General features: G+C 45.2%; 16 protein-coding genes. 4 read left to right on the top strand and 12 right to left on the bottom strand.

Annotation, left to right across the window (positions count from 1 at the left end):
- Positions 1–626 precede the first annotated feature (626 nt).
- The 4 genes from DVY93_RS02745 to sdhC form a co-directional block, all read right to left on the bottom strand.
- Entirely contained in the window at positions 627–1,337 is a 711-nt protein-coding gene (locus DVY93_RS02745; protein ID WP_193005827.1) for a succinate dehydrogenase iron-sulfur subunit, read from the bottom strand.
- Between the two features lie 211 nt (positions 1,338–1,548).
- Positions 1,549–3,399 (bottom strand): succinate dehydrogenase flavoprotein subunit, encoded by a 1,851-nt coding sequence (gene sdhA / locus DVY93_RS02750; protein WP_193005826.1) that lies wholly within the window; start codon positions 3,397–3,399, stop codon positions 1,549–1,551.
- A 305-nt stretch (positions 3,400–3,704) separates the two neighbouring features.
- The gene (gene sdhD, locus DVY93_RS02755) at positions 3,705–4,109 is read right to left on the bottom strand and encodes a succinate dehydrogenase, hydrophobic membrane anchor protein (protein ID WP_227670216.1); all 405 of its coding nucleotides are present in this window, start codon (positions 4,107–4,109) and stop codon (positions 3,705–3,707) included.
- 2 nt (positions 4,110–4,111) lie between these two features.
- The gene (sdhC, locus tag DVY93_RS02760) at positions 4,112–4,498 is read right to left on the bottom strand and encodes a succinate dehydrogenase, cytochrome b556 subunit (protein WP_193005824.1); all 387 of its coding nucleotides are present in this window, start codon (positions 4,496–4,498) and stop codon (positions 4,112–4,114) included.
- A gap of 1,015 nt (positions 4,499–5,513) precedes the next feature.
- Between sdhC and gltA the strand changes: the two genes are divergently transcribed.
- The gene (gltA, locus tag DVY93_RS02765; protein WP_230708894.1) at positions 5,514–6,794 is read left to right on the top strand and encodes a citrate synthase; all 1,281 of its coding nucleotides are present in this window, start codon (positions 5,514–5,516) and stop codon (positions 6,792–6,794) included.
- 152 nt (positions 6,795–6,946) lie between these two features.
- Here gltA and DVY93_RS02770 read toward each other — a convergent pair whose 3' ends face one another.
- Both DVY93_RS02770 and DVY93_RS02775 read right to left on the bottom strand, forming a co-directional pair.
- Positions 6,947–7,900, bottom strand: coding sequence for a hypothetical protein (locus tag DVY93_RS02770; RefSeq protein ID WP_230708896.1), 954 nt, complete (start codon positions 7,898–7,900; stop codon positions 6,947–6,949).
- Between the two features lie 63 nt (positions 7,901–7,963).
- Positions 7,964–8,485: a type IV secretion protein Rhs gene (locus DVY93_RS02775; RefSeq protein ID WP_230708898.1), complete on the bottom strand. Its 522-nt coding sequence runs from the start codon at positions 8,483–8,485 to the stop codon at positions 7,964–7,966.
- Between the two features lie 429 nt (positions 8,486–8,914).
- Here DVY93_RS02775 and DVY93_RS02780 point away from each other — a divergent pair, with 429 nt between their 5' ends.
- Together DVY93_RS02780 and ribBA are read left to right on the top strand one after the other, a co-directional pair.
- The gene (locus DVY93_RS02780; protein WP_230708900.1) at positions 8,915–10,204 is read left to right on the top strand and encodes a replication-associated recombination protein A; all 1,290 of its coding nucleotides are present in this window, start codon (positions 8,915–8,917) and stop codon (positions 10,202–10,204) included.
- 344 nt (positions 10,205–10,548) lie between these two features.
- The gene (gene ribBA / locus DVY93_RS02785) at positions 10,549–11,661 is read left to right on the top strand and encodes a bifunctional 3,4-dihydroxy-2-butanone-4-phosphate synthase/GTP cyclohydrolase II (protein WP_230708910.1); all 1,113 of its coding nucleotides are present in this window, start codon (positions 10,549–10,551) and stop codon (positions 11,659–11,661) included.
- Between the two features lie 128 nt (positions 11,662–11,789).
- Here ribBA and DVY93_RS02790 read toward each other — a convergent pair whose 3' ends face one another.
- The 6 genes from DVY93_RS02790 to DVY93_RS02815 all read right to left on the bottom strand — a co-directional run bounded on the left by DVY93_RS02790 (position 11,790) and on the right by DVY93_RS02815 (position 17,548).
- On the bottom strand, positions 11,790–12,281 hold the full coding sequence (locus DVY93_RS02790; RefSeq protein WP_230708912.1) for an acyl-CoA thioesterase: 492 nt from the start codon (positions 12,279–12,281) through the stop codon (positions 11,790–11,792).
- Positions 12,282–12,332: 51 nt separating this feature from the next.
- Positions 12,333–13,310: a hypothetical protein gene (locus DVY93_RS02795; RefSeq protein WP_230708914.1), complete on the bottom strand. Its 978-nt coding sequence runs from the start codon at positions 13,308–13,310 to the stop codon at positions 12,333–12,335.
- Positions 13,311–13,366: 56 nt separating this feature from the next.
- Positions 13,367–14,311, bottom strand: a complete 945-nt coding sequence (locus DVY93_RS02800; protein ID WP_230708916.1) for a uroporphyrinogen-III synthase — start codon at positions 14,309–14,311, stop codon at positions 13,367–13,369.
- Between the two features lie 141 nt (positions 14,312–14,452).
- A complete protein-coding gene (gene hemC, locus DVY93_RS02805) occupies positions 14,453–15,487 on the bottom strand; it encodes a hydroxymethylbilane synthase (protein WP_230708918.1) in 1,035 nt (344 codons plus the stop codon).
- 191 nt (positions 15,488–15,678) lie between these two features.
- Positions 15,679–16,416, bottom strand: coding sequence for a LytR/AlgR family response regulator transcription factor (locus DVY93_RS02810; RefSeq protein WP_193005815.1), 738 nt, complete (start codon positions 16,414–16,416; stop codon positions 15,679–15,681).
- A gap of 244 nt (positions 16,417–16,660) precedes the next feature.
- Positions 16,661–17,548, bottom strand: a complete 888-nt coding sequence (locus DVY93_RS02815; protein WP_230708920.1) for a histidine kinase — start codon at positions 17,546–17,548, stop codon at positions 16,661–16,663.
- A 377-nt stretch (positions 17,549–17,925) separates the two neighbouring features.
- On the opposite strand from DVY93_RS02815, the gene argH reads away from it, so the two are divergent.
- A complete protein-coding gene (gene argH, locus DVY93_RS02820) occupies positions 17,926–19,299 on the top strand; it encodes an argininosuccinate lyase (RefSeq protein WP_230708996.1) in 1,374 nt (457 codons plus the stop codon).
- The last annotated feature ends 38 nt before the right edge of the window (positions 19,300–19,337 follow it).

Below are 19,337 nucleotides of genomic sequence, written 5' to 3' on the forward strand. Positions count from 1 at the left end.
CACAACATTAATTTATATATACTACCGTCAGTCATAACCAAGTTATTCATAATGCGTTATGAGCAAATGAGCAACGATGTCAGCTAGCCTATAAATTGGCTATTTTTGCTGAAATTCTTTGTCATTTCTGAGACATTACTACTTTTTAGTCAAGCATACATTGCTGTATAGAATAGCACGCCTAGCTTTTGTGCCATAGTTTGTTTGTTCAATACTAGGTATTTACGTAATGAATATCTACTATCATTCTAATCGCATTATCACACACTTGGCTATTTTGGTGCTGTTATTTCGTTCAATAACAAGGACTGAGTCATCAAAGTATCGCGTTCGCATAACTGGGCGGTATTCTAACATTTAACGTGGTCAATATCTCTTGGTGAATCATATTTTCTCATGCAAGTATATCGCTTGCTTGATCATATATCATGTGTTCTTACATACGACCAACGTATTGTTAGTACAGCATTACCTACGCTACTGGGCATTGTTTTCATCTATAAACCCTGCCCCAAGCGAATGAAAAGATTTGAACCCTCTTAAAATTTTGCTAATAAAAAACACCACCCAATCACTAGGTGGTGTTTTTATATAGTATCTGCAAAAAATGCTGCAACTATAAACGATTAACCCGCTTGATCAATAAGCAGGCTGCGTAGATGGCCAATTGCTTTGGTTGGGTTCAAGCCTTTTGGACAAACTGATACACAGTTCATGATACCGCGGCAACGGAACAAACTAAACGGATCGTCTAAACGAGCCAAGCGCGCTTGCGTGTCGCCATCACGGCTATCAGCAACGAAGCGATAAGCATGCAATAGCGCTGATGGACCTAAGAATTTATCAGGGTTCCACCAGAACGATGGGCAGCTGGTTGAACAACATGCACACAAAATACATTCGTACAGACCGTTTAGCTTTTCACGCTGTTCAGGTGATTGCAAACGCTCGGTTGGCGGTGCTGGCTGATCATTGATTAAGTACGGATGTACTTTTTCATACTGCTCATAGAATTGGTTCATGTCGACAACCAAATCACGAACCACTGGCAAACCCGGCAGGGGACGCACGGTTACCTTTTCTGGCAAGGTATTCATGTTGATTAGACATGCCAAACCATTTTTACCATTGATGTTCATGCCATCAGAACCACAGATGCCTTCACGGCAAGAGCGACGGAAAGTGAGTGTTTCATCTTCCTTTTTTAGGCGTAATAACACGTCAAGCAACATACGATCTGACTCAAGAAGCTCAATCGTATACGTTTGCATGCGTGGCGCTGCGTCCAGATCAGGATCGTAGCGATAGATTTCGATGGTGCGAGTACCTCGGCTCATAATGCTAAACTCCACACGTAGGTGATGGCGGGCATACAAAGATTGCAACATAGTGACGCTGACTATCCATCAATACTGATAACCAGTACCAAATACTGATGAGTAGTCTAAAAGCGCTGGCATGAGCATGTAGCTGGCGGTCACCTTTTTAATAAATTAATTAGGGATAAAACGTTTACGCTGTCTTATATATCAGGCGTACAGTCTAGAATTAATAGACGCGAACTTTTGGCTCGATATAATCAACAGTCAATGGCACTTTGCGAACTGGCTTATAAATAATCTTGTTGCCTTCAGAATACCATAAGGTATGCTTCATCCAATCGTGATCATTACGGCCATTTGGTGCATAGTCGTCATCTTCTGGGCGATCGTAATCAGACACACTATGAGCGCCGCGGCTTTCATGACGCTTCGCGGCAGAGATCATTGTCGCTTTTGCTACTTCATATAAGTTAGCAACTTCAAAAGCTTCAATACGTGCTGTGTTAAACACTTGTGATTTATCTGCCAAGTGGATTTTTTCGATTTTTTCACCCAGCGCTAAAATCTTCTCAACGCCTTCGTCCATCATCGCTTGCGTACGGAACACACTAGCATGTGCCTGCATGGTCGCACGGATCTCGTCTGCGACGTCTTGCGCATTGTAGCCTTCAGTTGACTGCTGCAGCTTGTCTAAACGGCGCACGGTAAAATCAAGTACGCGAGGATCTAGGGGCTTGTAGTTATGATCCGCATGGTGGAATTCATCAACGATGTGTTTACCAGCCGCGCGGCCAAACACCAATAAATCCAGCAGTGAGTTGGTACCTAAACGGTTGGCACCGTGAACACTCACGCAAGCACACTCACCAATAGCATAAAGTCCTTTGATGACCGTTCCTTCTGCATACAACCCGTCTTCATCAGTGCCAGCTTCTAGATTTGGCACAACCACTTGGCCATGAATCGTCGTTGGAATACCGCCCATCATATAATGAATGGTTGGAATAACAGGGATAGGCTCTTTTGTGATATCGACATTGGCAAAGTTTTTACCAATCTCAAATACTGATGGCAGGCGCTTCATGATGGTCTCTACCCCTAAATGGGTCATATCCATTACGATATGATCGGCATTAGGACCACAACCACGGCCTTCTTTAATTTCTTGGTCCATAGAACGTGAAACCAAATCACGTGGTGCCAAGTCTTTTACCGTTGGCGCATAACGCTCCATGAAAGCTTCGCCATCTTTATTACGTAAGATCGCGCCTTCACCGCGGCACCCTTCCGTTAATAGGACGCCAGCTCCGTGAACACCCGTAGGATGGAACTGCCAGAACTCCATATCTTGCAATGGAATCCCTGCGCGAACCGCCATACCAATACCGTCACCAGTATTAATATAAGCGTTGGTAGAGGCAGCAAAGATACGACCTGCACCACCTGTCGCTAGGACAGTGATCGGCGACTGGAACACAGCAATCGTACCCGTTTCTTGCTCAATCGCCACAACGCCATTGATGTTACCAGCTTCGTCTTTGATCAAATCAAGTGCAATCCACTCGATAAAGAACTCAGTACCTTGCTCAAGGTTCTTTTGATATAGCGTATGTAAGAGTGCATGGCCAGTACGGTCAGCAGCAGCGCAAGCACGTTGTACGGCTTTTTCGCCATAGTTTGACGTGTGACCACCAAACGGACGCTGATAAATCGTCCCATCTTCATTGCGGTCAAACGGCATGCCCATGTGCTCAAGCTCATAGACCACTTTTGGCGCTTCACGGCACATATATTCAATGGCGTCTTGGTCACCTAACCAATCTGACCCTTTAACAGTGTCATAAAAGTGAAAGTGCCAGTTATCATTGCTCATATTACCCAAACTTGCACCGATACCACCCTGAGCTGCGACGGTGTGCGAACGCGTTGGGAATACTTTGGTCAGGACTGCAACCTTCATGCCCGCTTCAGCCAAATGTAGTGAAGCACGCATACCTGAGCCGCCACCACCAACGATGACAGCATCATAGTTGAGGGTTTTGATATTGCTAATGGTATTATCTTGTCTTGTTGCCATTACGGTTTTCCTAATGCCTGTGAAGTAAATACAAGAGTTGCCTAAACCAGTCTTTCTGCTAACGTAGCGACGTACGGCTGCTACCACCCACACAGCTTAACTGTTCTTATTCAGACAACCTGCAACCACTTACTAAAATTTGCATATTCATCATGATGTTGTGGTGAATCTATTACCCAGCACGATCGGATGAATCTTATATGACTGTTGACCAACTGCATTTAAAGACCTAAGCCATAAATAAAGCGGACTTAACAGTCGGTCATTAAAAAGATAAAAGTATCACGTTTAGGGTAGTCAACTCGTTAAATAGCAACGACACTGAAGCCTGTACCCCAAAAAATCATGATGCCCCAAAATAGAAACACTAAGACGGCGATAATCATTAAGGTCTGTAGCACCAAACGTAGTCTTGGTGCGCTTTCACCCATCTTGCCAGACGTAATGTAATCGGTAAATACCGTCCACATACCAACCCAAGCGTGACCAGCTAATGCCAGTACAGCCACTAAGCTAAACAGACGCATTGGCAGACTGGTCATAAACGATGCCCACTCAAGATAAGTGACATCACCATGGGTCAAAAAGAAACCCAGCAACACCACACTATAAACGGCTAAAACGACAGCACTAATGCGCTGGACAATCCAATCGCGTGAGCCTGAGCCTGTCAGACCAGTCGCACTTTTGATTCCTGAATCATTTTTAATCATTAGAACATCACCCATACAAATGACGCGACAATTAGTATCGCTGAAATCACAAAACTGGCCATAGAGGCAGCGCGGCCAGATTTTAGCTCTTCAGTCATGCCCATATCAGCAAATAAGTGCTTGATACCCATCACAAAGTGATAAGCAATCGCTGCAACAAAAATCCATGCTAAAAAGCGCACAAGTACGTTGTCAAATACGGTTGCAAAACTCTCAGGCGATGCCAATGAGTTTTGTAGTAACCACAACATGACAGGAATCAATAAAAATAAAATAATGCCAGAGATACGATGCAGAATTGAGGCGATCGCAATCGGTGATCGGTTAACGCTAATCACTTGGCTTAGAGGCAGATCAATAGGTCGGTTGCTTTTCACAGCGGGCATCCTTTTTGCGGTTATACTCCTGTATCTGCTATCAACGCTTAATATCAATGGTGTCAATTAAGCATTGAGCAACACACGAGACGAATAAAGTAAGGAAGAGCTAGCTGACTTCGTTTAGTTTGCGCTAAATATGAAGAAACGATCAGGGGATACAGAGTATTGATAAACTGTTTAATATTGCTCGTCAAATTGACAGGTCAATAAAACAACCCATCTATTATACAACAAAGAAAATAAACATGAGTAAGATCGATTAACTAGTCTATTTTTACTGGTGATATCAAAAAAGATAACGTTACGCTGTCATCTGTATCGACATCAACCTTAGGCTAAGTACTTAAAAATAGAACAGTTAACAAGAACATTCGAACCTGAAATAAAGGTTTTTATCTATCAAGACATCATTGAGTCGTAACCCAGTACGAATAGTGAAGGCTCTAAACGACACTATATCATGACCACTTATCAATTCGCACAAAGCTAGTGCCAGTTAAGTGCCTCTAATTATAAAATGACTGGACGATAATTACAAATTTATCCCTTAAGTAGTAAAAGACAAACACTGAGTCAACAAATAAATAGAAATAGGCAAGCCTGCGGGCCTAAAAACCCTTAGGATTGCTAGAATTTACCCCCTATTTGTTTTGTCCGCTACTCATGCTCTGTCTGTTTTTGCCACACATTTTCGTAAAAACTGTCTTCTTATTCTGGGAAAATCCTTCAAAGACACCCTCAATAATGTAGTCTCACTTACTGCTACAAAAAGCAGGTTTTTTAGTAAAATAACCAAACAGACATATTTTGATACAAAAATTACAGTGAATAAACACGACTAAACCGTGCCAATAAGCGGCATTGTGATGAAAAGTCTTTTCAAATCATAAGGAATTACTGCTAATATACCCTGCGTATCAAATGTGTTAAACACTTTTTGACCATTTGACGAATGCTGACGCGAGGGTATGCGTCTATAGCAATTTTATTCTAACAAGCTAAAACCAATGGAGAGCAATTTATGGCTGACACTAATGCCAAACTAACCGTAAATGGGGAAGCGTACGAACTTCCTATTATTAAAGGTACTTTAGGGCGCCCAGTTATCGATATTGCTGCTTTACAAGATTCAGGATTTTGGTCTTATGACCCTGGTTTTAAAGTAACGGCTCCTGTTGAATCAAAGATTACCTACATTGATGGCGGTAAAGGCGAGTTACTACACCGTGGCTACCCTATCGATCAGCTAGCAAACAATGCTGAATATCTAGAAGTTGCTTATGCGCTGATTCATGGTGACCTGCCTAACAGTGAGCAAAAAGCAGACTTTTTTGAAAAAATCCGTAAGCATACTGGTGTTCATGACCAACTGCGTAAGTTCTTTGAAGGCTTCCGCCGTGATGCGCATCCAATGGCGATTATGGTTGGTGTCGTTGGTGCCTTATCCGCGTTTTATCATGAAGACCTAGATGTGAGTAACGAAGAGCATCGTGAAATCACTGCTATTCGTCTAATTGCTAAGATGCCAACGCTTGCTGCGATGAGTTATAAATACTCACAGGGCGAACCGTTCATGTACCCACGCAATGACTTTAGCTATGCTGAAAACTTCTTATACATGATGTTTGCGACGCCTGCTGATGTGGATTACAAGACCAACGATGTCATCACCCGCGCAATGGATAAAATCTTCACCTTGCACGCTGACCATGAGCAAAACGCATCAACGTCTACTGTCCGCCTAGCGGGCTCTACTGGCGCCAACCCTTACGCTTGTATCGCTGCTGGTATCGCAGCCCTTTGGGGACCATCACATGGCGGCGCTAACGAAGCCGTTCTTGAGATGCTAGATGAAATCGGCTCTGTTGAAAATGTGCCTGAGTTCATGGAAAAAGTGAAGAGCCGCGAAGTGAAGCTCATGGGCTTTGGTCACCGTGTTTATAAGAACTTTGATCCACGTGCTCAAGTCATGAAAGAAACTTGTGACGAAGTACTCGCTGCTCTCGGCATCAATGATCCTAAGCTTGAACTTGCGATGGAACTTGAAAAAATCGCTTTAGAAGATCCGTTCTTCATCGAGCGTAACTTGTATCCAAACGTTGATTTTTACTCTGGCATCATCCTAAAAGCCATCGGTATTCCAACGTCAATGTTTACGGTAATCTTCTCACTAGCCCGTACGTCTGGTTGGATCAGCCATTGGTTGGAGATGCACAGTGCACCGTTCAAAATCGGTCGCCCACGTCAGCTATACACTGGTGAAACGCGTCGCGATTTTGTAAAAACTGAAGATCGTAAATAAGCAAAAATAATCCTCGCTTAATAAAAAATCCCGCCAATGTGCGGGATTTTTTATTGTCTGATTTTTAATGCTTTAGCGCTTTGACCATCATAGTCTTTGCTCAAACACAGTTTCTATTCAACTGTGGCTGGTCCAAGCTTTATCTTGATGAACTATTGAAACGTTCTTAACGTCTGCTCATATTTAGCGATTTGCTCATCATAGTCTTCAATCGTGTCGTTAAATTTTGCCATAAGCGCTTCAAACTCTTTTTGTTGATCTACTTTCATCTGCTGCATATCAATCACTTGCTGAGCCTGTATTTGCTCCCAGACTTGATGCTGAATAATCAGCCGTGCCAACGCAGGACTCTTGGCACTCACCCGTCCAGCAATTTCTGCATGTTCAAACAGTTGCGGCACTAATGTCGCGATATTAAGCAAGGTGTCGACATCTTCTGCACTAAGCGGGGTCGTCACCGGTTGATAGAGCGCTTCCATTGCTTGCTGGTAGCGATCAATAATTTGATCTTCCGTTCGCATAATGGGTTTGCGCGGCTCTAGGCTAATACGCTTTAATACAGTTAAATCACGCTCTCCAACTTCCGTACTGGTATTGATATCAACCTCAGGAGCAGCGTTAGCGTCACTGTCTGTAGCAACAGCCTCTTCTGCATTCGCGGGCGCTATTTCCGCCACCTGCTCCGAATTGCTACTATCAGCATCGACAGTGGCCTCAGTTGTTAACAACAAATTCTCACTGTCTGACGCATCAGCGGCTTGCAGCGATTCATACTCTGCTTGTAGACGGCGCTGTAATCCTTGTACTTGCGCGACGTATAAAGGCTGAAACTGCTCAATACGCGCTGCAGCCGAATCACTTTGCGGCATAGGCTTGCTGTCCTCAGCACTCGTTTTTTCCGTGCTCTGACTGTCCTCTGGCACAGGCTGAGTGTCTGACTGCTGCTGACAGCCGGTCAAAAACAGTATTCCGGTTAGTGTGACTGCAAGCCAAGTCGGTGATTGACGAAAACTGGCAGCTTGATTGAGACGCAGGTTATTGACCACACCTTTATTCGCTTTATGGCTAGCGTCAAGCGCAGACTTTGCTGGCGAAAATTTAAACATGAGAGTAGCTATCCTTGTTAAGGCAAATTATTAAACACTAAAATGATCGCGACCACGCATTGCTCATTGGTTTGACACCGCCTTATCGACAGCGTTTACCCTTAAAAACGGTATGCAGGCCTCTAAGTCTTGACAGTCCTGTCCCCGCTGACGACGGATAAAATAGTCCTGTACCATGCGTGCTTGCTGCTCAACACCATATTTAAAAAACGACTTTCCTGTCTCGAGCACATAGTCATAACGGCGATCAATAAGCGCGCCACGCACTACTTTTATACCTTGCTGCAACTGCCACACATGGGTTAATTCATGTATCAGCCAACTTTTTTTGCTAAGAGACGCGTGGCTAAAATCCACAAGCCAATCTGCTGGATGAAAGTAAATATTGCCATTCGGACTAACCGCATAGTTTTTCAGTACCCACCACGCGGTTTTTAGCTGCACTTCATCAAGGTGAATACTGTCACCGAACACCGAACGTGCCAACGCTTTTTCACCATCACTAAGTAACCGTGAGTGCTGCTTTGCACCTTTTGACGGTAAACAACGATGCGCCAAGCGTTTAAAAATCGTTTGAGACTTCATTCACAAAACACCTTATGCTTAATGGACTGTTTGCAAGTCGTTACGCTTATTAAAGGACGTTTAGTAGTAGCAGTAGAGCATTAATAGGGATAAAACTTAAAAACCAAAGTGTTTGCTACATAAAAAATATTTGGGACATAAGCTGTACACTTTGCTGATTTTTAATAACGTAAATCTGCGTTAGCCTAGCCTGTACAGTATTGATAACCGTGATTGGAGATGGTGATTGATACAAATTAGCGTACTTTTCCTACTGATGTCTAATGTTATTATTGACCATTCTGTTTTTACCAGTGCCGCTTTTTTGACCCAAAAATCTGTTTTTTAGTATAAATAACAAACTTAGTGGGCAGCTTATTTATAAAAATGCTGCTCAAGCCCCGCTGTTAGAATGATGGCGCGCTGTTTTATTTCATAATAGAGAGTCCTATGCCCCCTAACTTTCATGCCGACACGCCCCTTGCCCAACGTATGCGCCCTACGACGCTTGATGCCATCATTGGCCAAACGCACCTTTTAGCCGCTGGCGCACCCCTACGACGGTTGGTCGAACAAGGACATTTGCCCTCTATTATTTTGCATGGCGAAGCAGGCATCGGTAAAACAACCATTGCCATGCTATTGGCTGACGCGGTTGGCAGACCTTTTCATGCGCTCTCTGCCTTAAATACTGGGGTTAAGCAGTTGCGTGAGGTGTTAGACCATAAAGATTCATTGAGCTTTGAATCTCCTGTGGTCTTTATCGATGAGATTCACCGTTTTAATAAAGCTCAGCAGGATGCGCTATTGGGTGCGGTAGAGTCTGGCGATATTACCTTAATAGGCGCGACCACTGAAAACCCTTCCTTTAGCGTCAATAATGCGCTGTTATCACGCTGCCAAGTGTATCGTCTCGAACCGTTAACGTCTGAGCAAATCAGTGCGGTGTTACAACGAGCACTATCAGAAGACAATGTGCTTAAAAAACTGAAAATCGATTTACAAGCCCAAGATACCATCAGTCAGTTGGCTCATGGCGATGCGCGAAAAGCACTGAATGTGTTAGAGCTTGCGGTGCAAACCGCTGATGCGCAGCACTCACCGCTTGTCATTGATAATGAGCTGGTCGGCCGCGTCGCACAGACCGCGTTGGTTCGCTATGACAAAGATGGCGAGCAGCATTACGATATCATCTCGGCCATGATAAAGTCCGTACGCGGCTCCGATCCAGATGCTGCGCTATATTGGATGGCGCGGATGCTGGTTGGCGGTGAGCCTGCTGATTTTATCGCGCGGCGCTTGGTGATTTTGGCCAGTGAAGATATTGGCAATGCCAACCCCAACGCTCTACTTCTCGCCGATGCCGCATTGCGTAGTGTACAGTCCATTGGTATGCCAGAAGCGCGTATCATTTTAGGGCAAGTGGTGGTCTATCTTGCCACCAGCGCCAAAAGCAATAGCACTTATAAAGCCATTAATGCCGCGATGGCGTTGGCAGAAAAAGACGCATCGCCCGTTCCCCTCCATCTGCGTAATGGCGTGACCAAGCTCATGCGCACTCAAGGCTACGGTCAGGGCTATGCCTACCCACACGATTATCCCAATCATTACTATCCCCAAACGTACTTACCTGATAATTTATTAGGGACAAGCTTTTACACATTTGCGGACAATCAGCGGGAGCAACACAGCAAGCAATTTATGAATTGGCTAAAAAACCAAGCCGCAAGTAATGACTAATGTATTAGGACGTGTTGAACATTCACAAATGAGCACTACTGATTGCTAAAACTGGGGCTTAAGACAGCTGTACCGATCATTGATAAAACTTATGACGATTTTTTAGCGTCTAACCCTTATAGTTTAGAGATGAAGCAGCACGCTTGGGTAAAAAGCGTTAAAATGTCACCACAGAGGTATAGACAAGTAATGAGCGATGAGCGTCGGCAGTTGCTTGCTTTCATTACCACGCGCTTTGCTTAACCATAACAGCGCTTTTTGCCATCTACTGCTACAATAGGCAGATAACGCTTTATATTCCAAATCACACCTATCTATAAATAATAAAATATTGAGACTTACCTATGAGTTTACATACGATTCCTGAAATTATCGAAGACATTCGTGCTGGTAAAATGGTCATCTTGATGGATGATGAAGACCGCGAAAACGAAGGCGACATCATCATGGCAGCGACCCATGTGCGCCCAGACGACATCAACTTTATGATTACCCACGCGCGCGGCTTGGTCTGTTTGACCTTATCGCAAGCACGTTGCCAGCAGTTGGCATTACCACTGATGTCTGATCGCAATGAAGCAAAATTTAGCACCAACTTTACCGTGTCCATTGAGGCGGCGGAAGGCGTCACGACTGGTATCTCTGCCGCCGATCGCGCGCGCACCATTCAAGCTGCGGTTTCTTCTTCAGCAAAACCTGAAGACATCGTGCAGCCTGGGCATATCTTTCCCATCATGGCTCAAAATGGGGGCGTCCTACATCGTGCCGGTCATACGGAAGCCGGTTGCGACTTGGCACGACTAGCAGGCCTTGAGCCCGCAGCGGTGATTGTAGAAATCATCAACGCTGATGGTACGATGGCACGCCGTGATGATCTTGAAGTATTTGCACAAGAGCATGGTATCAAAATGGGCACGATTGCTGACCTTATTAACTATCGTATTGCCAATGAGCAAACGGTAGAAGAGATTGAGACCCGTCCTTTTGAAACTGAGTATGGCACCTTTACCTTGCATCGTTTCCGTGAGTTTGGCGCTGATGAGACGCATTTGGCCTTGGTCAAAGGTGATGTGAGCGAAGGTGTCAGTACTGTACGTGTACATGGCTTCCATCCGCTGCGCGATTTATTCGCTGCCAAAAACGATACGACAGGCCGTAGCGGCTGGAGTGTGCAATCCGCGTTAGAAGAGATTAGCGCGTCAGATCGCGGTGTCCTCGTATGGATTGGTAGTCATCAACCAGTGGATCTGGGCGATGCGCTAGATAAAGCCTCAGACAATCAATCACTGTCCACCATTACACAGCAGCCGTATCGCAGTATTGGTGTGGGCGCACAAATATTACGCCACCTTGGGGTACGTGATATGCGCTTACTATCATCTCCGATGAAGTTTTATGCGTTATCAGGCTTTGATCTAAACGTGGTCGATTTTGTTCATGCGCCAAAGCAGGATTAATATTTAAACCGCTGGCTGATTCAGTGCCAGCGTTAGTAGTATCACTGACATAAAAAAGGCACGCTAGCATAAGGTTAGCGTGCCTTTATATTGTTAGGTGAATACTGTTAAGTGATAAATACTTCTTTTTAACCCTTAGGCGTGTGCTCGACTGTCGCCTCTAATGCCAGTAACCGTTCACGTTCATCCTCTGTCCACGGCAGCTTACTTTTTCCATCACTGTCTAAACGCACCACCACCGCTTCAGCCGTTGCGACGATGGCTTTTTGGGCGCTGCTATAGTAGCCATACTCCATCACAATGCTAGTATTGCCTAAACGCTGACAACGCACCCCTAATAACAAAGTATCAGGATAAGTCACTGGGCGTAAATATTGGCAACTTGATTGCGCCAACACTGTGACCATACTGCCATCAAACATGCCAAGTGCCTGCAAATAGCTAATACGTGCTGATTCTGCATAACGATAATAGACCACGTTATTTAAATGATTAAAGGCATCCATCTCACCCCAATGAATGGGCTGGGGATGAATAACAGGGAAATGCGCCAATTCGTTAGGGCAATGACTGCTTGAGACAGCAGTGGTTGCATTTTCTGACTGTTTAGGACTCTCCATAACTTAATCTCTCTTATTTTTTGGGTCAATAAATCTGGCAAACAACGACCATTAACGTTGAGGTTTGTCTAAAATCTGAGTAGTTAACAGTGGCGTTGGTTTTGGCGCATTGGCAATCAGTCGATCTAACCAATCTATGACTTCTGAGATGTCAGTGGGAGCAGCTTTGGTTGATAAATTATTATCATGAGATTTGTTCGCTATGCCCGCCGACGTTGAACGAGATGTTTTTTCACTATTAGCCGTAGCGGCTTTTGACCCAGTTACTGCTGATGTTGATTCTTGGGTAACTAAGGTTTGCAGCTGTTTTCGCGCTTGTCTCAAATAACCAATTAACGGCTCTCGTTCGCGCATATTGCTGGCTTGACTGGCCAGATTCAATGTCATAATAACTTCATGAATCATCAGTTGCCTGCGCGTTAGGCTCACATCACTGTCAGTGTTTTGAGACTGTGTCGCAGCATGAGTAAAACGCTCGTGACTGTGCAAAAAATCTTGAATATTTTGTATGGCGAGGTTGTGTAGTTGCCAAGGACTGGGCTGCGCGCTTTTTGCCTGCAAGCGCTCAATGTCTTTTGTTAAGCTTTGTTTAATCACGACGGTTAGCGCTGGGGCGATCTCATTACTGCTTTGTGACAGCTGCCAATGTAGTCCTCGCAACAAATCTATCGCTGCACTATGGTTATTATCGGCCAGTAATCTATCAGCGGCTTGTATTTGAATACGCAATAAATCCAACTGGTTTTGCGCTTGACTGCTGGCCGCCGCTCTAGGCTCTGGCAACGTCTGCTGACTCATAGCAAACAGTCGATCATCCATCTCATTGAGTCGGCTGACGACTTGTTCATTACTTTGCAAACGCTCATTAACATGATGCTCAAAACGCTGTTGGCTGATGTATAGCCATAATAACGCGGCGATAAGCAAAAAAATAACCAACCACTGCAGCCGCAACAAAAACACCGTTGCTTGCCGGCGCTGCTGAACAGCAGACGGATCCTTAGATAACGATTCAGAGTTTATTGGCATAAGACAGTACCGTTATGGATAGGTTTAAACATAGTGAAGTCAATAATGGGAAAATGTTAGTTTGTAGCATTAATAGCAGCGAGAATGGTTTCTGGCGCCAAATCTTCTACCCGCCAGTGACTTAACTGCTGCTCTGCCACCATGTTGGCTAAGCGCTCCCCTAACACTACGTAGGCAAAATCTGACAACGTAAGTACCTTATGTGGTTCTACACTACTCGCAGCCACACTATCTGACTGCGGGGTTAAAGGTGTTGCCGCGGCTGTAACAATCGCTGTCCAATGCTCAAAGGCCGTACCACTACTAATAACCACAATTGGCTTTGACTGTTTGGGTTGTTTTGAGGGAGCGACAACCTGCGTGGATCTGTGCAGCAAAAATTCTTGTCGCCACTGCTGATACTGAGTCGCCGCCTCAGTAGGCATGGTGCGCTCATACCAAGCAATACTATCAATATGCACACCGCGTGCCTGTAATGTATCGACCAATAATCGTCGCCCGCCAAGGCCACGCCAGATCAGTAGTTTATCACCTGCTTGCAGAGTTTTAATCTCAGGCATGGCCAGCATGCCTTCATTATTGGCAACTTCAGGCTGCCGTACTCTATAGCTTGTCGTATCTAATTTGGCACGACTCAGTACCGCCGCGGTTGCTGCCCCAACGGCAATGATAGGGCTGGGTGTCTTCAACGTCTCAAGTTCTGTCTCTGCTTCCTCAGCGGTACTGCCCTGCGATTTGAGTTCACGCACAAGCGATTGCCAAACCGCTAAACCGGCAGCCGCCGCGGTGGGACTCACGATAACGAGCGCCTTATAGTCACCCGTTAACCATTGACGCATTAAGGTTCTATCATTATCGGTTATTGGCCGCGATTGCAGCGACAACATCGGCATATCAACCACTGTCAGCCCTGCAGCTTGTAGATGATGCGTTAGTGGTGCTGCACGCTCTAGCGGGCGAGTGTTGATGACCACTTGCGGCAACGATAGTGATTGATCCATTGCTTGGCTTTTTTGCCTAGACTTGACGTAAGTTGACGACATAGATATACCATGAAAAACGCTGATAAAACTGACTTAACCACAGACCAGTAGAGGTAACAGCTGGCCTATGGTTGCTCAAATAGTTGCATCATTTATGCGTTATTCAGGATGATAGATCGCTGCTAAAATATCCCCAGCACCATCGGCAAGCAGCATGTCTGCAACATCAATACCAAGCTGGTTGGCCTGCGCTTCTTGCTCGTCTTGTGTGCCGATCAATGTGACCCGCTTTTCGGCTTTTAGCAGCTTACTGCCGTCGGCTTGACCCACCCGGCCCCGTAACCACAACACATTGCCGTTATCGTTATTACCATTGTCACCGTTGTGATCGTTATTGGCATCGGTTTCGTCAGCCATTTGCAAAACTGCATAAGCTGCGATCGGCACTTGACACCCACCCTCTAAGTGACGGTTTAGCGCGCGCTCAGCGATGAGACGAATACGAGCTTTGTCATCATTAAGCGGTGCAAGCAGTTTTAACACCTCATTATCACCGTCACGGCATTCGATCGCCAAGGCGCCTTGACCAACCGCTGGCAGACAAGCATCAATATCAAGCTCTCCGCGTATCCGCTCGTCCAGCTCAATACGTTGCAGCCCGCTGGTTGCTAGGATAATAGCATCATACTCGCCAGCATCTAGCTTACCCAAGCGGGTGCCAACATTACCGCGCAAGGTCTTGATTTGTAAATCTGGACGATACGCTTTAATTTGACACTGGCGGCGCAAACTTGATGTCCCAACCACTGCCCCTTGTGGCAACGCATCGACACTATCGTAAGTATTGGAGACAAAGGCGTCTGTTGGTGAAGCACGCTTGCAGTAGACCCCAAGCGTCAAGCCTTCAGGGAGCTGCATGGGCACATCTTTTAACGAATGTACCGCAATGTCTGCTTGTTTGTCGTACAACGCTTGCTCAAGCTCTTTGACAAATAAACCTTTACCGCCGATTTTGGCCAAAGGTGTGTCCAAAATCTTGTCACCCTTAGTGACAATTTTTAGCAAGTTGATCGTCAGCTCAGGATAAAGTGCCAATAAACGATCACGAATGTGCTCAGCTTGCCATAATGCCAAAGGGCTCTGGCGCGTGGCGATGTTTAAAGTGGTCAAAGCAGGTTGCTGCGGATTGCTCATAGAAAGCCTCAATAAGTTCGATACTGTAGCGTCAGTACTTAAATGTCAGTCATCAAAAACAGCGCAAATTTGCCACAAAAAATGGCGATAAGAATCATTTACCGTAAATGCTGACGCAAAAAATACCCTTATTTAAGCATAAATAAGGGTTTGATGATATGGCGTGATTATTTCGTTATTAATACAGTCAGTTACATGCTTTGAATCTTATCGCGTAATGCTGGCAAGTGACGGCGGCTCACTGCTAACGCCTCGTTAATACCTTTAAAGCGTATCTGATACTGTCCCCCATCTAATGTCTCTAAAAAGTCCAAAAAACTGAGGTTGATGATGGCGTTACGGTGTACACGAAAGAGGCGATCGCCAAACTCTTGCTCAAGCTCTTTTAGCGTCTCATCAATCAGCACTACACCATCTTTGTGGCGTACTTTGACATACTTTTGATCGGCGGTGAAATAATAGATGTCTTTTAGCTTAATCAGCTCAACACCGCGGTGAGTACGGGCAGCGATGTGTTCGCGTACTGGGCGTGCCGTTGGGTCTTCAAGTTTACGGATCTCATTTAACTGCGCGGCATTTAGGTTTTTTGCTTTATCCAGCGCCTCCAGTAACTCGTCTTTATTCGCAGGCTTTAATAAATAACCAATGGCGTTGGCCTTGAGCGCTGCGATCGCATAGTGATCATAAGCGGTGACGAATATAATCGCTGGTGGGTGCTCAAGCTTAGCAAGCTCTTGCGCACAGCGTACCCCATCCATCTCAGGCATGCGAATGTCTAATAAGATAATGTCTGGCTGCTGAATTTTTACAGCGACAATGGCTTCTGCCCCTGTTGTTGCTTGTGCCACCACTTGGTGACCTGATTCTTGTACAATCCTGACCAAACGCTCACGCGCGAGCGGTTCATCATCACAAACTACGATACGCATGCAAACTCCCACCTTAGGACAGACTTAATATGTTTTTAATAGTATTAACATTTATCATCCATCACTTAGCGTAAAAACATTTAACTATTTAACAAAGTTAACCATCCCTCTATTAACCTCTATACATAGTTCTATGTGCCGACTACTGATGTATTGACTGTTATATTTAACACAGTGCAATAAGTATGCCATGCTTATTTATTCGAAGCAGAAAGGGGAGAAACGAGCGCTAGTAAACCGGTCGTCATAAACCGACGTCATGAAGCGGATAATTGATGATGGTGATGATTTGGGTGGTGGTGACCTTACTTTTGATATTAGCGTTTTGACCAAAATAGGCACGTAAACGCTCAGCTTGAATATAAAAATCCATGTGCTGGCGCAGCTCATGATTGATGATTAAAGTCTTTTTGGGCAGCTCGACAGCAATTTTAATGGCGACCTGATGCTGCTGCCACGTCACTTTAATACTGATATAAATCGTCTCTGTGGTCATCTCAACCACATTCAGCAGCATTTTTTCTAGGACGCTTTGTAGGGTTAAGGCAGTAATAACCATGTCATACATGGTATTTTCATCAGGCAGCTGCCAGCTCACCTCAAGCTTGTCTGCCAAACGGCTAGACTCAATCGCCAAATAATGCTCACAAAGCGCAATTTCCTCTTCAAAGCTGATCTCACGCTCACCACTAAAACTGGCACGAAATAACGCGGAAACATGCTGCAATAAAGCGGCTGCTCTTGCTGGGTTGGACTCAATAAGTGACACAAGCGTGTTCAGCGTGTTAAAGAAAAAATGCGGTGCCATACGGGCTTTAATCACATCATTCTGCGCGCTTAAATTACGCTCAAATGACTGCTTTAGGGCGTTTAACTCACGATAGCGACGTAAGAAGTACAGTAAAAACACCAAGGTAAAACCACCGCTAAACATCGCATCAAATAAAATATTTACTATGAACGTTTGACGGTCGTACTCAAACCAGCCCACATTAATCATAATCAGCATGATCAGCGTCATTGAGATGACAGAGGTAATGATTAATAAGGCAAGGACATACATACTGACTCTGGGTATGCTCATCCTTTTAAAGATCGGACGCAGATAATCAATGAGATATAAAGACGGCATAATGCTTAACACATTTTGAAGAAACCTACTCAAAAGCTGAATCAAAATATCTGACCAAGTCGCGATGTCATAGCGATTCGTCACCGTCACAAATAACGACCAAAAAAAGATGTATATCAACCACTGCCAAGGCTTCAAGACCTCCATGAGCTTGGGAATAAAAAACTCTAAGCGCTCCGCTAGTAAGGCAACCTCATCCTTTGCTATACTTGAGCTCTTATTCTCTTGACTTGTCTTGTACCGATATGAATGCCAATTCTTCAAACCCTAGTAATCCCAAATCAAATGTAAACGCATCTGCCACTGATTCTAGCACAGATGCCTCTATAACAAATAACGCTGCACAAAACAGTCCTACAAGCAGTCAGGGCCAGCAGATGTGGGGCGGACGATTTAGTGAGGCGACTGACAGTTTTGTGGCCGCCTTTACCGCATCCGTTGGTTTTGACCAACGTTTTGCCCGTCATGATATTGAAGGCTCAATTGCTCATGCGACCATGCTCGAAAAGTGTGGCATTTTAACTGCTGACGAAGTGGCCACTATCGTGGATGGCCTACAGCAAGTGTTACGCGAAATTGAAGCGGGTAAGTTTAACTGGTCAATTGCCCTTGAAGACGTACACATGAATGTCGAATCACGTCTCACGGACATTATCGGCGCGGTTGGCAAAAAACTGCACACAGGGCGTAGCCGTAACGATCAAGTCGCTACCGACATTCGTCTCTGGTTACGAGAAGAAACGGACAATATTATCGCACTGCTAGTACGCCTGCAAAGCGGTTTGCTTGATTTGGCTGACAAGCACACCGATACCATTATGCCAGGCTTTACCCATCTACAAACCGCGCAGCCCGTGAGCTTTGGTCATCATGTCATGGCATGGTTTGAAATGCTGTATCGCGATACTGAACGTCTCGTCGATGCACGCCGCCGCATCAATCAGATGCCGCTTGGTAGTGCAGCCCTTGCTGGTACGACTTTTCCTATCGATCGCACCATTACCGCTGAGCTGCTAGGTTTTGAAGGCATTTGCCAAAACTCGCTTGATGCAGTCTCAGATCGTGACTTTGCGATTGAATTCACCTCAGCCGCTTCTATCCTCATGATGCATATGTCACGTATGAGCGAAGAGATTATTCTGTGGATGTCAGCACAGTTTAATTTTGTACAGATACCAGATCGCTTCTGCACTGGCTCCTCTATCATGCCGCAAAAGAAAAACCCTGATGTGCCAGAGTTGGTACGCGGTAAAGCGGCCCGTGTCTTTGGTCAACTCATGACCCTGCTGAGCTTAATGAAAAGCCAGCCCCTTGCCTACAATAAAGACAACCAAGAAGACAAAGAGCCACTTTTTGATTGCGTGGATACCTTAACGGGTTCGCTATTGGCCTTTGCTGATATGCTACCAAATATCACCCCAAACATCGATGCCATGCGTGACGCTACCATGAAAGGCTACGCAACCGCGACTGATTTGGCTGATTATCTGGTCCGTAATGGGGTGGCGTTCCGTGATGCGCACGAAGTGGTCGGCAATGCGGTCGCTTTAGGGATCGCCGAGGGCGTTGACTTAAGTGATTTGTCTTTGGCCCAGCTACAACAGTTTAGCGATGCGATCGGTGATGATGTCTTTGACTACCTAACATTAGAAGGCTCATTGGCAGCGCGTGACCACTTAGGCGGCACAGCGCCCAACCAAGTCAAGCAGGCTGTGGTCAATGGTCGCGCGCGCTTAAAAGCGTTTGCCTGATATCTTGGTGAAGAAGTTTGCCTGATACTTTGATAAAA

Origin of the sequence: Psychrobacter sp. CCUG 69069 (genome assembly GCF_021023115.1) — a bacterium.
Taxonomy (GTDB): Bacteria; Pseudomonadota; Gammaproteobacteria; order Pseudomonadales; family Moraxellaceae; genus Psychrobacter; species Psychrobacter namhaensis.

Coding starts and splice junctions, on each gene's coding strand:
- hemC (WP_230708918.1), bottom strand. CDS start 15,487: ATGAGCAATCCGCAGCAACCTGCTTTGACCACTTTAAACATCGCCACG.
- DVY93_RS02810 (WP_193005815.1), bottom strand. CDS start 16,416: ATGCGTATCGTAGTTTGTGATGATGAACCGCTCGCGCGTGAGCGTTTG.
- DVY93_RS02770 (WP_230708896.1), bottom strand. CDS start 7,900: ATGTTTAAATTTTCGCCAGCAAAGTCTGCGCTTGACGCTAGCCATAAA.
- DVY93_RS02790 (WP_230708912.1), bottom strand. CDS start 12,281: ATGGAGAGTCCTAAACAGTCAGAAAATGCAACCACTGCTGTCTCAAGC.
- DVY93_RS02815 (WP_230708920.1), bottom strand. CDS start 17,548: ATGCCGTCTTTATATCTCATTGATTATCTGCGTCCGATCTTTAAAAGG.
- argH (WP_230708996.1), top strand. CDS start 17,926: ATGTGGGGCGGACGATTTAGTGAGGCGACTGACAGTTTTGTGGCCGCC.
- DVY93_RS02780 (WP_230708900.1), top strand. CDS start 8,915: ATGCCCCCTAACTTTCATGCCGACACGCCCCTTGCCCAACGTATGCGC.
- gltA (WP_230708894.1), top strand. CDS start 5,514: ATGGCTGACACTAATGCCAAACTAACCGTAAATGGGGAAGCGTACGAA.
- sdhA (WP_193005826.1), bottom strand. CDS start 3,399: ATGGCAACAAGACAAGATAATACCATTAGCAATATCAAAACCCTCAAC.
- DVY93_RS02745 (WP_193005827.1), bottom strand. CDS start 1,337: ATGAGCCGAGGTACTCGCACCATCGAAATCTATCGCTACGATCCTGAT.
- ribBA (WP_230708910.1), top strand. CDS start 10,549: ATGAGTTTACATACGATTCCTGAAATTATCGAAGACATTCGTGCTGGT.
- DVY93_RS02775 (WP_230708898.1), bottom strand. CDS start 8,485: ATGAAGTCTCAAACGATTTTTAAACGCTTGGCGCATCGTTGTTTACCG.
- sdhC (WP_193005824.1), bottom strand. CDS start 4,498: ATGCCCGCTGTGAAAAGCAACCGACCTATTGATCTGCCTCTAAGCCAA.
- DVY93_RS02795 (WP_230708914.1), bottom strand. CDS start 13,310: ATGCCAATAAACTCTGAATCGTTATCTAAGGATCCGTCTGCTGTTCAG.
- DVY93_RS02800 (WP_230708916.1), bottom strand. CDS start 14,311: ATGGATCAATCACTATCGTTGCCGCAAGTGGTCATCAACACTCGCCCG.